A 13259-nucleotide genomic window follows, 5' to 3' on the forward strand; every position below is an offset into this window, starting at 1 on the left:
GATCAGATGAACCTCACCATCAGGAAGCCGCCGAACAGGACCACCATAAAAGCCGAGAAGACCAGCCCCAGGCGGCGTTCAATGAAGTTGCGGACCGGAGCCCCGAACTGCCACAGCAGACCCGCGACAATGAAAAAACGCAATGCGCGCGCAAGGATAGAGGTGGCAATGAAAGTGCCGAGCGGCATACCCGTCCAACCCGACATGATGGTTATCACCTTGTAGGGGAACGGCGTGATCCCGGCGCCCAGAACCGCCCAGAATCCGAAGTCGTTGAACCGGGCGTTGAACTCCGCCATGGAATCGCCCTTGCCCATCGCCTCCAACACAGGCTGGCCGATGCTGTCGTAAAAGAAGGCGCCGATGGCATAGCCAAGCATACCGCCCGCGACAGAGGCCGCCAAAGCCACCAGAGCAACCAGCCAGGCCCGCGACGGGCGGGCCAGGATCATCGGGATCATCAGAACGTCCGGGGGAATCGGAAACACCGAGCTTTCGACAAAAGCCACGGCGGCCAGACACCAGAGCGCCTTGGGGTGATCGGCCAAGGCCATTGTCCGGTCATATAGCGGTTTCAGCATGCTGCGCCCTGCGTCCTCAACGGCGTTTGCCAAGGGAGGTGGCACGTGCGCCGGCCTCCGTCAACCTTTGCTGCGGATGATTTTGCAACGGGGTGCGTTTTCGGCGCAGAGGGGCCGATTTGCCTCTGGACCTTGGCGGCAGCCTTGGCTAGGAACAGGGCGTGGCCCAAGTGGCGGAATGGTAGACGCAGGGGATTCAAAATCCCCCGATGGCAACATCGTGAGAGTTCGAGTCTCTCCTTGGGCACCACAGATTTCCGCGAAATATCAAACAGATACCCAAGATCCTTAAGCCTGACAGGCTGATGCGGCAAGACCAGCCTGCCGCGGGCGGTTTCCCCGGCTGCACTTTAAAACCTCCAAAATCAGCGGCTGTCCTTCAGGCCGTAATCCGCAAAGGCTGCGATCACCTCCGCCATCTCATCCTCGCTCAGGATATGCGGTTTTCCCAAGGTGAGACTGGCCGCGTAAGCCTTTGCCAGTGTTTCAAGCTCCACCATCCGCCAGAGGGCACGGGGAAGGCTTTCTCCCGTGGTAACCGCGCCATGGTTGGCCATCAGGCAGGCACTGCGGGTCTGCAAAGCGCGGGTGATATTTTCCGACAGCTGGCGGCTGCCGAACAGGGCGTAGTCCGCCACCGGAACGTCGCTGCCGCCAAAGGCCGCCACCATATAGTGGCAGGCGGGGATCGCCTGGCGGTTCATCGCCAGCGCGCTGCAATAGACCGGGTGAGCATGAACGACAGCGTTAACGGCGGGTTTGGCCTGCAGGATCGCCAGGTGAAACGGCCACTCCGTAGAGGGTTTCAGCTGGCCCGCCGGAGCGGCGCTGCCGTCGAGGGGCATCTTCACCAGCATCTCTGGCGCCATCTGGTCATACGGCACGCCGGAGGGGGTGATCAGCATGTGATCCCCCGCACGGACGGATATATTGCCGGATGTGCCCTGGTTGATGCCAGCGGCATTCATCTCCAGGCAGGCACCGATCACCGCCTGCCGCAAAGAGGTGCTGTCCTGATAGGGAGGTTTCACCTGAGACGCCCCGGTCATGCGGACTTGGCGGCGGCCATATCCGGGAACAGGCCGGCCAGGCCGTCTTCGCTGGCGTCGCAGATGCCGCGTTCAGTGATCAGGCCTGTCACCAGCCGGTTGGGCGTCACGTCAAAGGCCGGGTTGCCGCCAGGCGTGCCATCGGGCGTGACCTGAACCACATCGATGCTGCCGCTCTCCGTCTTGCCCTGGACGTGGGTTATCTCGCGCGCGCTGCGTTCTTCGATCGGGATTTCTGCGACGCCGTCGGAGACGGTCCAGTCAATCGTCGGCGAGGGCAGGGCGACATAGAAGGGCACGCCGTTGTCCTTGGCCGCCAGCGCCTTGAGGTAGGTTCCGATCTTGTTGCAGACGTCGCCGCGGCGGGTGGTGCGGTCGGTGCCGGTGATCACCAAGTCGACCTGGCCGTGCTGCATCAGATGGCCGCCGGCGTTGTCGGTGATATAGCTGTGGCTGATCCCGTGGCTGCCCAGCTCCCACGAGGTCAGTGCGCCCTGATTGCGCGGGCGGGTCTCATCGACCCAGACGTGGATCGGAATGCCGGCGTCATGGGCCTGGTACATCGGGCTGGTGGCGGTGCCCCAGTCGACGGTCGCAATCCAGCCGGCGTTGCAATGGGTCAGCAGACGAACCGGCTCGCCCTCCGGCTTGCCGGCAGCGATTTGTTTGATCAGCTCCAGGCCATGCGCGCCGATGCTGCGGTTGATTTCCACATCTTCATCCGCGATCTCGTGGGCCAGCGCCAGGGCCGCCGCGGCCCGCTCGCCTTCGGCCAGCGGGCGCAGGTGGTTGCGGCAGCGGTCCAGCGCCCAGCGCAGGTTGATGGCGGTGGGGCGGGTTGCGTTCAGAAAGCTCCAGGCCTGATCCATCCCGGCGTCCGAGGGGTTCAGCCGCATCGCCAGCGCCATCCCGTATGCGGCGGTGGCGCCAATGAGCGGCGCGCCGCGCACCCGCATTTCGACAATCGCGTCGGCAAACTCCTGCAGGGTGCTGACCTGCTGGACGCGGAAATCATGCGGCAGCCAGCGCTGATCAATGATCTGCAGCGCGTCCTTGTCATGATCCCACCACAGGGACCGGTAATGTGTACCGTCAACTTTCATCTGGCTGTCTCCCTAGTCCGGTCGCGATGGGCGCGGCGCCGGAATCGATCCGGTTTCCGGCTCCGGCCTAGCGCCGCCTGTGGGGTTAGACAACCACCAACACCAGCAGAATTCAATGAACCCGCAGCCGCCGGATCAGAGCGAGTTGGCCGAGAAGGTGTCGCAGGTGCTGATGTCCCCGGTCTCATACCCGCGCGCAAACCAGGCCTGCCGCTGGGCGCTGGTGCCGTGCGAGAAGGTGTGCGGCTGCGGCACCTGGCCCGCGTTGCGCTGCAGCGTGTCGTCACCGATCTGTTTGGCAGCATTCATCGCTTCGCTGATGTCTCCCGGCTCCAGCGTGCCCAGCTGATCCCGGGCATAGCGGGCCCAGATGCCGGAGAAGCAATCGGCCTGCAGTTCGGTGCGCACAGAAATTGCGTTGGACTCGACCTCGCTGACCTGGGCGCGGATGCGCTGGGTTTGACCCAGGATGCCAAGTTCATTCTGAACATGATGGGCAACCTCATGCGCCACCACATAGGCGGCTGCGAAATCGCCGCTGGCGCCCAGCCGCTGGCTGAGCGTGGTGAAAAAGGCGGTGTCGAGATAGACCTTCTCATCGAGCGGGCAATAGAACGGGCCGGTTGCGCCAGAGGCCCCGCCGCAGGGTGATTGCGTCACGCCCTTGTAAAGCACCAGAACCGCAGGGTCATAGGCCCGTCCCAGCTGCTGGTCGAAAATCGTGGTCCAGACGTCTTCGGTATCGGCCAGGGCGACGCTGACGAATTCGGCTGCGGCCTGGTCGGCCTCGGTGACCGGCGCAGATTGGCTGCTTTGCGGTGCGGTGCCTTGCAGCAGCGGCGTCAGGTCCACCCCCAGGAAGGCGCCGACGACGATAATCAATATTGCCCCCGCGCCGCCGATCCCGGCGGTTCTGCCGGTGAAACCCCGGCCCCTCCGGTCTTCAATGTTGCTGCTTCCGCGGCGACCTCTCCAACGCATGGTATCCTCCTGGCATCCTGGCCTGCCGGCATCTGCGGGATCAGATAGCGGCGCGGCGGCAGCTATCAATGCATGCCCGCCCGGCGGCCTGTCCGCAGGGCTCCCGTGGTGATAACCCCTGGCCGCTGCCTGCGGTTCCCGCCTTGCAGTGATTAAACCGCGCGCTGGGGGAATAACGGGGCAGTTGCCCGGCCCCTGCAGCAAGAGAAACGCGTAAGACGCACAACGGCTCTTGCGGTTAAGGTTAGCAAATTATTGAATGGAGGAAATTTCGTTACCGCAAAGGCGGCTGTCACAGCCGTTGCTGCAATTATTCCCAATTTACTTCCAATACTCGAAAGGGCACAGCATGGCACGATTTTGGACTGCAGGCCTGTCTGGTGGAACCAGTCTTGCGATGGTTGCAGCGGCAGGGCTGATGTTTGCAGGGCCTGCACCCGCCCAGCAAGGCGCGGCGCCGAAGGTGTCCGTTGCGCAGGCTGTCGTCAAACAGATCAAGGACACCGCAACATTCATCGGCCGGGGCGAGGCGATTGACAAGGCCGACATCATGGCCCGTGTCAGCGGCTACCTGGAAGAGGTGATGGTGGAAGACGGCGCCGAGGTGGAGCGGGGCGATGTGCTGTTCCGTATAGAGCGCAGCGCCTATGAGGCGGTCCTGGAAAGCCGCAGCGCGGAACTGGCGCAGGCGGAGGCCAACTTGGAACTGGCTTCTCTGGATCTGGCCCGCAAACAGGAACTGTTCGAACGCGGCTCTGTGCCGGAGGCGGACCGCGACACCGCGCGCGCTAATGAGCTGGTGGCCGAGGCCCAGGTGCGGGCCGCCAAGGCCGCGATCCGGCAGGCGGAACTGGACCTGAGCTACACGGAAGTCAGCGCGCCGTTCTCAGGCCGCCTCGGCCGGGTCCAGGTCAGCATCGGCGATGTCGTGAGCCCCGGCGGCTCACCCCTGGTCAACATCGTGCGGGAAGCGCCGGTTTACGTCTCCTTCTCACTGAACGAGAAGCAGTTTGTCGAGATCCTGCAGGAGCTTGAAGCCAACGGCCGCGACCGGGCTGATACCGAAACTGCCCCAGAAGTGTTCGTTGTGCTTCCCAATGGCGAAGAGCTGGAGGAAAAGGGCCGGATCGCCTTTGCCGGCAACCGGGTCGACCCCGACACCGGCGCCGTCACCGTGCGGGCGAAATTCGAAAATGATAACCGGCTGATCCTGGACGGCGCCTTCCTGACCGTTGGCTTGCAGTCGCAAGAGGCGGTAGACCGGATCATTATCAGCCAGGCCGCAATCCAGCGCGATCAGCAAGGCCCGTTTGTGCTGGTTGTCGATGGCCAGAATCAGGTGCAGCAGCGCTATATCGCGACCGGGGATGTGCAGGGCACCGGCATTGTTGTGCTGGACGGGCTGACGCAGGGCGAAACCGTTGTGGTCCAGGGCCTGCAAAAGATCCGCCCCGGCGTCGAGGTGGAACCCGTCCCGGCGGCGCAGGCTGGAGAGTAAGCGATGTTTTCCTCTCTCTTTATCTCACGCCCCAAATTCGCAATTGTCATTTCCTTGGTGCTGACGGTCATGGGGGTGATCGGGTATTTCGTCCTACCTGTCGCCCAGTTCCCGGAAATCACCCCGCCAGTGGTGAACGTCACCGCCAGCTACCCGGGCGCCAACGCGGAAACCGTTGAAAAAAGCGTCGCCGCGCCGATTGAGGCGCAGGTGAACGGGGTGGATGGAATGCTTTATATGTCCTCCAACTCCGCCGACAACGGCAGCTATTCGCTGTCGGTGACCTTCGAAGTCGGCACGGATCCGGACATTGCCTCTGTCAACGTGCAGAACCGGGTGGCGCAGGCGGTGGCAGCGCTGCCTGCCGAGGTCACCGCCAATGGCGTGGTGACGCAGAAAAGCTCCTCCAACATGCTGCTGGTGACGGCGCTCACCTCACCCGACCGGACGTATGACAGCGTGTTTCTGTCGAACTATGCCGCCATCAACATCAAAGATGCGCTGGCGCGGGTGGCCGGCGTCGGCAAGGCGGACATCCTGACAAACTTTGAATACGCCATGCGCGTCTGGCTGGACCCCAACAAGATGGCCGGCCTTGGCATTTCACCCGGCGACGTGATCAACGCGGTGCGGGAGCAGAATATCGAGGTCTCGGCGGGGCAGGTGGGCGCACCGCCGGTGCCCGGCGACCAGGTGTTCCAGTACACCATCAAATCCAAGGGCCGCCTGACCGAAGTCAGCGAGTTCGAGGACATCGTGATCCGCACCGGCGATGGCGGCAGCACCGTGCGGCTGAGCGACATCGCGCGGGTGGAGCTGGGTGCCTCCAACTACAGCGCTTCGGGCTTTTACGACGGCGTGCCGGCCACCATTCTGGCCGTCTACCAGGCTCCTGGCGCCAATGCGCTGGCCGTTTCCGAAGCGGTGCTGGCAGAGATGGAGAGGCTGTCGCAGGACTTCCCCGCAGACGTCGCCTATTCCGTGCCCTTCAACACCACCGATTTTGTCGAGCAATCACTGAACGATGTGATCTCCACCCTGATGATGACCTTTGTGCTGGTGATCTCGGTGGTGTTCATCTTCCTGGGCTCGCTGCGGGCAACCGTTATCCCAGCGGTGGCTATCCCGGTGTCGCTGATCGGGACGTTTGCGTTTCTGCTGGCGCTTGGCATGTCGCTCAACACCATCTCGCTGTTTGCGCTGGTGCTGGCGATCGGCATCGTGGTGGATGACGCCATCGTGGTGGTGGAGAACGTCGAACGGATCATCGCCGAGGAGGGGCTGCCCCCTGCAGAGGCCACCCGCAAGGCGATGGGCCAGATCACCGGACCGGTCATCGCGACCACGCTGGTGCTGCTGGCGGTGTTTGTGCCGGTCACCTTCATGCCCGGGATCACCGGCAAGCTGTACTCCCAGTTTGCCGTCACCATTTCGGTTGCGGTGGTGATCTCCTCCATCAACGCATTGACGCTGTCGCCGGCGCTTTGCGCCATCGTGCTGAAAGCCCGCTCTGGCCCGCCCAAAGGGCTGCTGGCGGTGTTTGAAAACATGATCGGCGGAGTGCGCAGCGGCTACCTGAGCGTTGTCACGCGCCTGCTGCGCCTGCCGGTGATCGGGCTGGCGATTATCGCGGCTTTTGCCTTCGGCACCGGAACGGTGTTTACCGCGACATCCAAGGGCTTCCTGCCGTCCGAGGACAACGGGTATCTGTTTGTTGATGTGCAGCTGCCCGATGCGGCTGCTTTGGGGCGGACGGAGACCGTGACCAGCCGGATTGACGAACAGATCCGCCAGATCCCCGGCGTCCAGGGCACTGTCCTGGTCAATGGCTTCAGCCTGCTGAACGGGGCCGGGGCCAACGGTGCGATGATCATCGCCAACCTGGCGCCATGGAACGAGCGGCAAAGCGAACCCCTGCAGCCAAACGCCATCCTCGGCCAGATCTACGGCATCGCCAACGCCGAGGCGGCAGCCAGTATCGTAGCCTTCAACCCGCCGCCGATCTCCGGCCTGGGCATGTCGGCCGGTGTGGAGATGGCGGTGCAGCAGACCGCAGGCGGCACGCCGCAGGATCTGGCGCAATCCGTCGGATCGCTGGTCTATTCCGCCAATCAGCGGCCGGAGATCGCCCAGTCCTACACCACCTTCCGGGCCAACGTGCCGCAGGTTTTTGTCGATCTGGACCGGGAGAAGGCCAAGACGCTGAACGTGCCGATTGCCGAGGTCTTCCAGACCATGCAGACGTACCTGGGGTCTTACTATGTCAACGATTTCAACCTGTTCGGGCGCGTCTACAAGGTAATGCTGCAGGCCGAGGGCTCCTATCGCGACAAGATCGAGGACATTGGCGGCCTGTATGTGCGGGCGCAGTCCGGCGAGATGGTGCCGCTGTCGACCCTGATAGATGTGGAGAACGTCTTGGGGCCGGTGCTGCTCAAGCGGCACAACATCTTCCGCTCGGCCACCGTGACGGCAGTGCCCGCGCCCGGGCTGTCAACCGGCGATGCCATCCGGGTGATGCAGGAGGAGGCCGCGACGGCGCTGCCGCCGGGCTATGCCTTTGAATGGACCGGCACCGCGCAGCAGCAGCTCGACTCCGCCGGGCTGGTGACGGTGATCCTGGCGATGGCGGTGCTGTTCGGCTACCTGTTCCTGGTGGCGCAGTACGAAAGCTGGAGCATGCCGGTGGCGATCCTGCTGTCCGTGATCGTCGCATTGTTCGGGGCCGTGGCCGCAGTGGCCATCGCGGGCAACGACATCAACCTCTACACCCAGATCGGGATGATCATGCTGATCGGCCTGGCGTCGAAAAATGCCATTCTCATTGTCGAATTCGCAATGGAGCGGCGCGCCGCGGGGCTGAGCATCCGCGACGCCGCGCAAGAGGCGGCCAAGCAGCGGTTCCGCGCCGTGATGATGACGGCGCTGTCCTTCCTGCTGGGAGTGGTGCCGCTGATGGCGGCCTCCGGCGCGGGTGCTGCCAGCCAGCGCGCAATCGGCATCGCGGTCTTTGGCGGCATGCTGGCAGCGACGGTGGTCGGGGTGATCGTGGTGCCGGTGCTTTATGCGATGATGCAGGGCGTGCGCGAACGCATCAAGGGCACCCCGGCAGCCAGCCCGGCGGAATAACACCAACGCGGCCCCGCGCGCCTGCGGGCGGGGCCGACCGCGCCTTCAAATACTTGATTGCAGAGAAATCAGCGCTGGCGGGCCCGCAGCCCGCGGTCATGGGCCGCCGACAGGATCAGGTCCCATTTTCGCGGCGTGCAGCGGAATTCCGGCTCCACATCGCAGGTCAGCGGGGCACTGGCTTCCTGCGGTATCTTGCGGGCCTCGGCGGAGACGCAGCGCTCCAAAGCCCAGAAATCCGTCAGCGACGGGTTATCGTGAATTACTTGGCTCAGCAGCATTGCCGCAAGCTCCCTGACTTGGTGCCCGCAGCTACGATTCTTGAACAGCGGATCAATTTTTGTGTGACGCGTATTAGCGCCATCTGCCGGATTTGTCACCATGGCAATCCCCGGCCTGCCGCAATTCAGCGCAAAAAGCGGTTGCTGCCAGCGCTCCGGCCAATGACCGCCCAAGCGCTTTTTCCGCAGTGCAAGAATCGCCGGGCCGAAGATTTCCCCTTGCAATTAAATTCTTTGTATGCCGGCAACCGGAAACCGCCGCACACTGACGGGGAAATTTATCTAACTGTTGTCATTACAGAAAAAAAATCGGCTTTAGGGGGTGCGTCAATAGATAGCACTCTTGACTTGGGAGGCCCCCGGTGGAACCCTTGCGGGCGTGCAAAAAATATCCGCACACGCCTTGCTTGGGGGCCAAATTCTCTGGCCGTGCGTGGAGCATAACACCGCTTTCGCGAATTTCCGGGCCGGGCTGCAAATCATAAGACAAGTGGGAGAGACTTGATCATGAAACACACCAAGCTGGCGATCGGTGCTTTGGTGACCGCAGCCTTTATGGCTCCGGCAGCATCTGCGCAGGAATTCATCACCATCGGCACCGGCGGCGTTACCGGCGTGTATTACCCGACCGGGGGCGCCATTTGCCGTCTGGTGAACAAGGGCCGCAAGGAGCACGGCTTCAAGTGCGCCGTCGAATCCACCGGCGGCTCGGTCTACAACATCAACACCATCCGCGAAGGCGAACTGCAGTTCGGCGTCGCCCAGTCGGACTGGCAGTACCACGCTTACAACGGCTCCTCCAAGTTCGAGGAAGCGGGTCCGTTCGAAGGCCTGCGCGCCGTGTTCTCGGTGCATCCGGAACCCTTCACCGTAGTGGCGCGCGCCGATGCCGGCATCTCCACCTTTGACGACCTCAAGGGCAAGCGCGTCAACATCGGCAACCCGGGCTCCGGCCAGCGCGGCACCATGGAAGTGCTGATGGAAGCCAAGGGCTGGGGAATGGAAGATTTCGCCCTGGCGACTGAGCTGAAGGCAGCGGAACAGTCCGCGGCGCTGTGCGACAACCAGATCGACGCAATGATCTACACTGTCGGCCACCCGTCCGGCTCGATCCAGGAAGCCACCACTGCCTGTGACTCGGTTCTGGTCACCGTGGACGGCGAAGCGGTTGAGAAACTGGTTGGCGACAACTCCTTCTACCGCACCGCCACCATTCCGGGCGGCATGTACCGCGGCACCGACGAGGACGTGAACACCTTTGGTGTCGGCGCGACCTTCGTGACCTCGGCAGACGTTTCCGAGGATGCGGTTTATGCAGTCGTCAGCTCGGTGTTCGAAAACTTCGAAGCCTTCCAGAAGCTGCACCCGGCGTTCACCAATCTGAAACCGGAAGAAATGATCGCGGACGGCCTGTCGGCACCGCTGCATCCTGGCGCAGAAAAATACTACAAAGAAAAAGGCTGGATCGAGTAATCCGCCGGAACAATGGGGCGGGGCGCATCAGCGCCCCGTTTCTGCCCCCGTGCCGGGGGAGTAAATTTGAGGCCGTGCCGCTCCACGCCGGCCCAAGGGGAGATTATCCATGACATCCGATGCTCAGGGAAATCGACCGCTCAGCGAAGAAGAGCTTCAGGAACTGGTCGCGTCCTCCGACGCCGGCGCCCGCAACCCGGTGGGGAGTGTAGGGGTGTTCCTGGCCATCGTCGCAGTCATCTGGTCGGTTTTCCAAGTCGTGCTGGCCTCGCCGCTGGCCAACCTGCTGCTGCCCGGCAGCGTGATCAACAATTCGCGGCAAATCCATCTGGCGTTTGCCATTTTCCTGGCTTTTGCCGCCTATCCTGCCTTGAAATCCAGCCCCCGCGGCTATGTCCCGGTCCAGGACTGGATCTTTGCCATCGCGGGCACCGGCATCGCGCTCTATGGCTATATTTTCTATCAGAAAATCGTCGATTCCGGCGGCCTTGCAGATGACGTGGACAAATGGTTCGCGCTGGCAGGCCTGCTGTTGCTGTTCGAGGCCGCCCGCCGCGCGCTGGGTCCGGCAATGGCGATCATCGCGACGATCTTCCTGCTTTATGTTTTCTTCGGCTCATCGGACTACGTGCCCGAGGTGATCCGCTGGAAAGGCGCAAGCCTGAAAAAGGCGATGAGCCATATGTGGATCACGTCTGAGGGCGTGTTCGGCATCGCCCTGGGGGTGTCGACCAAGTTCGTATTCCTGTTTGTGCTGTTCGGTGCGCTGCTGGATAAGGCGGGCGCCGGCAACTACTTCATCAAGATGGCGTTTGGCGCGCTTGGCCACCTGCGCGGCGGCCCGGCCAAGGCGGCCGTTGTGGGCTCTGCCGCAACCGGCCTGATCTCCGGCTCCTCGATTGCCAACGTTGTCACCACCGGCACCTTCACCATTCCGCTGATGAAACGCGTGGGCTTCACGTCAGAACAGGCCGGCTCGGTTGAGGTTGCGTCCTCCGTGAACGGCCAGATCATGCCGCCGGTGATGGGGGCTGCGGCCTTCCTGATGGTGGAATACGTGGGCATCTCTTATGTCGAGGTGATCACCCATGCCTTCCTGCCGGCTGCGATTTCCTACATCGCGCTGGTCTACATCGTGCACCTGGAAGCGGTGAAACGGAACATGCCGACGCTAGGCAACCGCGTGGTGTCCATGGGCCGCACCATTGGCGGCATGGCACTGTTCTTCGCGGGCTTCGCAGCGCTTTGCTACGGCGTGCAGTATCCGGTGAAATGGATTGTCGCCGCGATGCCGGGTGCCTCCGGTTTGACACTGTCAGCACTGGTGGTGGCCGCCTATGTCGCCCTGCTGTGGCTGGCCTCCGGCGTGGAGGATCTGGTGCCGGACGACCCCAACGCCGAAGAGGTCGAGCTGCCGGTGGTGGGCGAGATCTACAAGGCGGGTCTGCATTACCTGCTGCCGATCATCGTGCTGGTCTACTTCCTGATGATCGAACAAAAGTCGCCCGGCCTGTCCGCCTTCTGGGCCACGGCGCTGCTGTTTGTGATCCTGCTGACCCAGAAACCGCTCAAGGCCATTTTCCGCGGCCAGAGCGATATGGCCAATGCCTTCATGCAGGGCGTCAGCGACCTGTGGCACGGGCTGATCGACGGTGCCCGCAACATGATCGGCATCGCGCTGGCCACGGCCACCGCGGGGGTGATCGTGGGCACCGTGACCCTGACAGGTGTCGGGCAGGTGATGTCTGAGCTGGTCGAGTTCATCTCGGGCGGCAACCTGATCCTGATGCTGGTGATGGTGGGCATTCTGTCGCTGGTTTTGGGCATGGGCCTGCCGACCACGGCGAACTACATCGTCGTCAGTTCGCTGATGGCCGGTGTCGTGGTCGAGCTGGGCGCCCAGTCCGGCCTGATCGTGCCGCTGATCGCCGTGCACCTGTTTGTGTTCTACTTTGGCATCATGGCCGATGTGACACCGCCGGTGGGTCTTGCCAGCTTTGCTGCGGCTGCTGTCTCGGGGGGCGATGCGATCCGCACCGGATTCACCGCCTTCTTCTACAGCTTGCGGACCGTGGCGCTGCCGTTTGTGTTCATCTTCAACACCGATCTCCTGCTGATTGATGTGAACTGGATACAGGGAATCCTGGTCGCCATATCGGCCACCATCGCGATCCTGGTCTTTACTGCGGGCACCATGGGCTATTTCCTCAGCCGCAACCGCTTCTATGAAGGCATCCTGCTGATCTTTGCCGCCTTCGCGCTGTTCCGGCCGGACTTCTTCATGGACCGCATCATGCCGCCCTTTGCCCAAGTGCCGCCGGCGCAGCTGGTGCAGGCGCTGGATGAGGCTGAGCCGGGGGCGGAGCTGCGGATCACGGTGGAAGGCCCGGATTTCGACACGTCCGGAACCAAGAGCACCACAATGATCCTGACGGCTGACGGCTCCGGCGGCCAGTCGGCAGTGGATGCCTATGGCCTGCTGCTGCTGGAGGAAGACGGCGTAGTGAAGCTGGAAGAGCCGATGTTCGGCACCCCGGCGGCGCCCAATCTGGAGAGCTTTGATTTCTACGCCGACGCGCCGGTGCAGATCACTTCCATCCAGGCCCCGGCCAGCCAGCTGCCCAAGGAGCTGATCTTCATCCCGGCGCTGCTGCTGGTGGCGCTGGTGGCGTTTCTGCAGCGCGGACGCGCGCGTGAACAGGAAGGAGTACCGGCATGAGCAGACCCGTTCTTTGCGCCCTGGAACTGAGCGACCGAGCCCTGGACGAAAAAGTCCTGACCGAGGCCGCCCGGCTGGCGGAGCTTGACGGCGCCCAGCTGGACGTCGTCAACGTCCTGCCCAACTTCGGCGAGACCTGGGTGTCCGGCTTTTTCGAGGAACACCACCACGAAAAGGCAGTGGAGGACGCGACCAAGCGGCTCCAGGACCTGTGCAGCAAAGTGCTGGGCGAAGAGCGCAACGCCAAGGTGCGCCACCTGGTCGCTACCGGCACCGCCTATCAGGAGATCCTCAAAGTGGCCGAAACGGCCGGCAGCGGTCTGATCGTGATCGGCGCGCATAAACCGGACTTGAAAGATTATCTGCTCGGGCCGAATGCGGCCCGGGTGATCCGGCACTCGGATTGTTCGGTCTTTGTGATCCGCTGAAACCTTTAGGGGCGCCT

10 protein-coding genes and 1 tRNA gene are annotated in these 13259 nt (G+C 62.9%); 6 read left to right on the top strand and 5 right to left on the bottom strand.

The annotated features are described in order from the left end of the window. Positions 1-2 precede the first annotated feature (2 nt). Entirely contained in the window at positions 3-581 is a 579-nt protein-coding gene (locus PHA8399_RS14925) for a YqaA family protein (RefSeq protein WP_058286912.1), read from the bottom strand. A 164-nt stretch (positions 582-745) separates the two neighbouring features. Here PHA8399_RS14925 and PHA8399_RS14930 point away from each other — a divergent pair. Continuing rightward, positions 746-831: transfer RNA gene (locus PHA8399_RS14930), tRNA-Leu, on the top strand. A 115-nt stretch (positions 832-946) separates the two neighbouring features. Here the strand turns inward: PHA8399_RS14930 and PHA8399_RS14935 are convergent. The 3 genes from PHA8399_RS14935 to ypfJ form a co-directional block, all read right to left on the bottom strand. Beyond that, a complete protein-coding gene (locus PHA8399_RS14935) occupies positions 947-1630 on the bottom strand; it encodes a class II aldolase/adducin family protein (protein WP_058286913.1) in 684 nt (227 codons plus the stop codon). Continuing rightward, positions 1627-2733, bottom strand: a complete 1107-nt coding sequence (gene mtnA, locus PHA8399_RS14940) for an S-methyl-5-thioribose-1-phosphate isomerase (RefSeq protein ID WP_058286914.1) — start codon at positions 2731-2733, stop codon at positions 1627-1629. The genes PHA8399_RS14935 and mtnA overlap by 4 nt, the downstream gene beginning before the upstream one ends. A gap of 135 nt (positions 2734-2868) precedes the next feature. Next, the gene (gene ypfJ, locus PHA8399_RS14945) at positions 2869-3714 is read right to left on the bottom strand and encodes a KPN_02809 family neutral zinc metallopeptidase (RefSeq protein WP_058286915.1); all 846 of its coding nucleotides are present in this window, start codon (positions 3712-3714) and stop codon (positions 2869-2871) included. A 349-nt stretch (positions 3715-4063) separates the two neighbouring features. Here ypfJ and PHA8399_RS14950 point away from each other — a divergent pair, with 349 nt between their 5' ends. Further along, a complete protein-coding gene (locus tag PHA8399_RS14950; protein WP_058286916.1) occupies positions 4064-5212 on the top strand; it encodes an efflux RND transporter periplasmic adaptor subunit in 1149 nt (382 codons plus the stop codon). A 3-nt stretch (positions 5213-5215) separates the two neighbouring features. Beyond that, positions 5216-8341, top strand: a complete 3126-nt coding sequence (locus PHA8399_RS14955) for an efflux RND transporter permease subunit (RefSeq protein ID WP_058286917.1) — start codon at positions 5216-5218, stop codon at positions 8339-8341. A gap of 68 nt (positions 8342-8409) precedes the next feature. On the opposite strand, the gene PHA8399_RS22830 is transcribed toward PHA8399_RS14955, so the two are convergent. Then, positions 8410-8847, bottom strand: coding sequence for a hypothetical protein (locus tag PHA8399_RS22830; protein WP_244270235.1), 438 nt, complete (start codon positions 8845-8847; stop codon positions 8410-8412). A gap of 282 nt (positions 8848-9129) precedes the next feature. Between PHA8399_RS22830 and PHA8399_RS14965 the strand changes: the two genes are divergently transcribed. From PHA8399_RS14965 to PHA8399_RS14975, 3 genes are all read left to right on the top strand, one after another. Beyond that, a complete protein-coding gene (locus PHA8399_RS14965) occupies positions 9130-10095 on the top strand; it encodes a TAXI family TRAP transporter solute-binding subunit (RefSeq protein ID WP_058286919.1) in 966 nt (321 codons plus the stop codon). A gap of 109 nt (positions 10096-10204) precedes the next feature. Further along, entirely contained in the window at positions 10205-12814 is a 2610-nt protein-coding gene (locus PHA8399_RS14970) for a TRAP transporter permease (protein ID WP_058286920.1), read from the top strand. Further along, positions 12811-13242 carry a universal stress protein gene (locus PHA8399_RS14975; protein ID WP_058286921.1) on the top strand — a complete coding sequence of 144 codons (432 nt, stop codon included), beginning with the start codon at positions 12811-12813 and terminating at the stop codon, positions 13240-13242. The genes PHA8399_RS14970 and PHA8399_RS14975 overlap by 4 nt, the downstream gene beginning before the upstream one ends. Positions 13243-13259: the final 17 nt, after the last annotated feature.

The sequence above is a fragment of the Leisingera aquaemixtae genome (assembly GCF_001458395.1).
Classification (GTDB): domain Bacteria; phylum Pseudomonadota; class Alphaproteobacteria; order Rhodobacterales; family Rhodobacteraceae; genus Leisingera; species Leisingera aquaemixtae.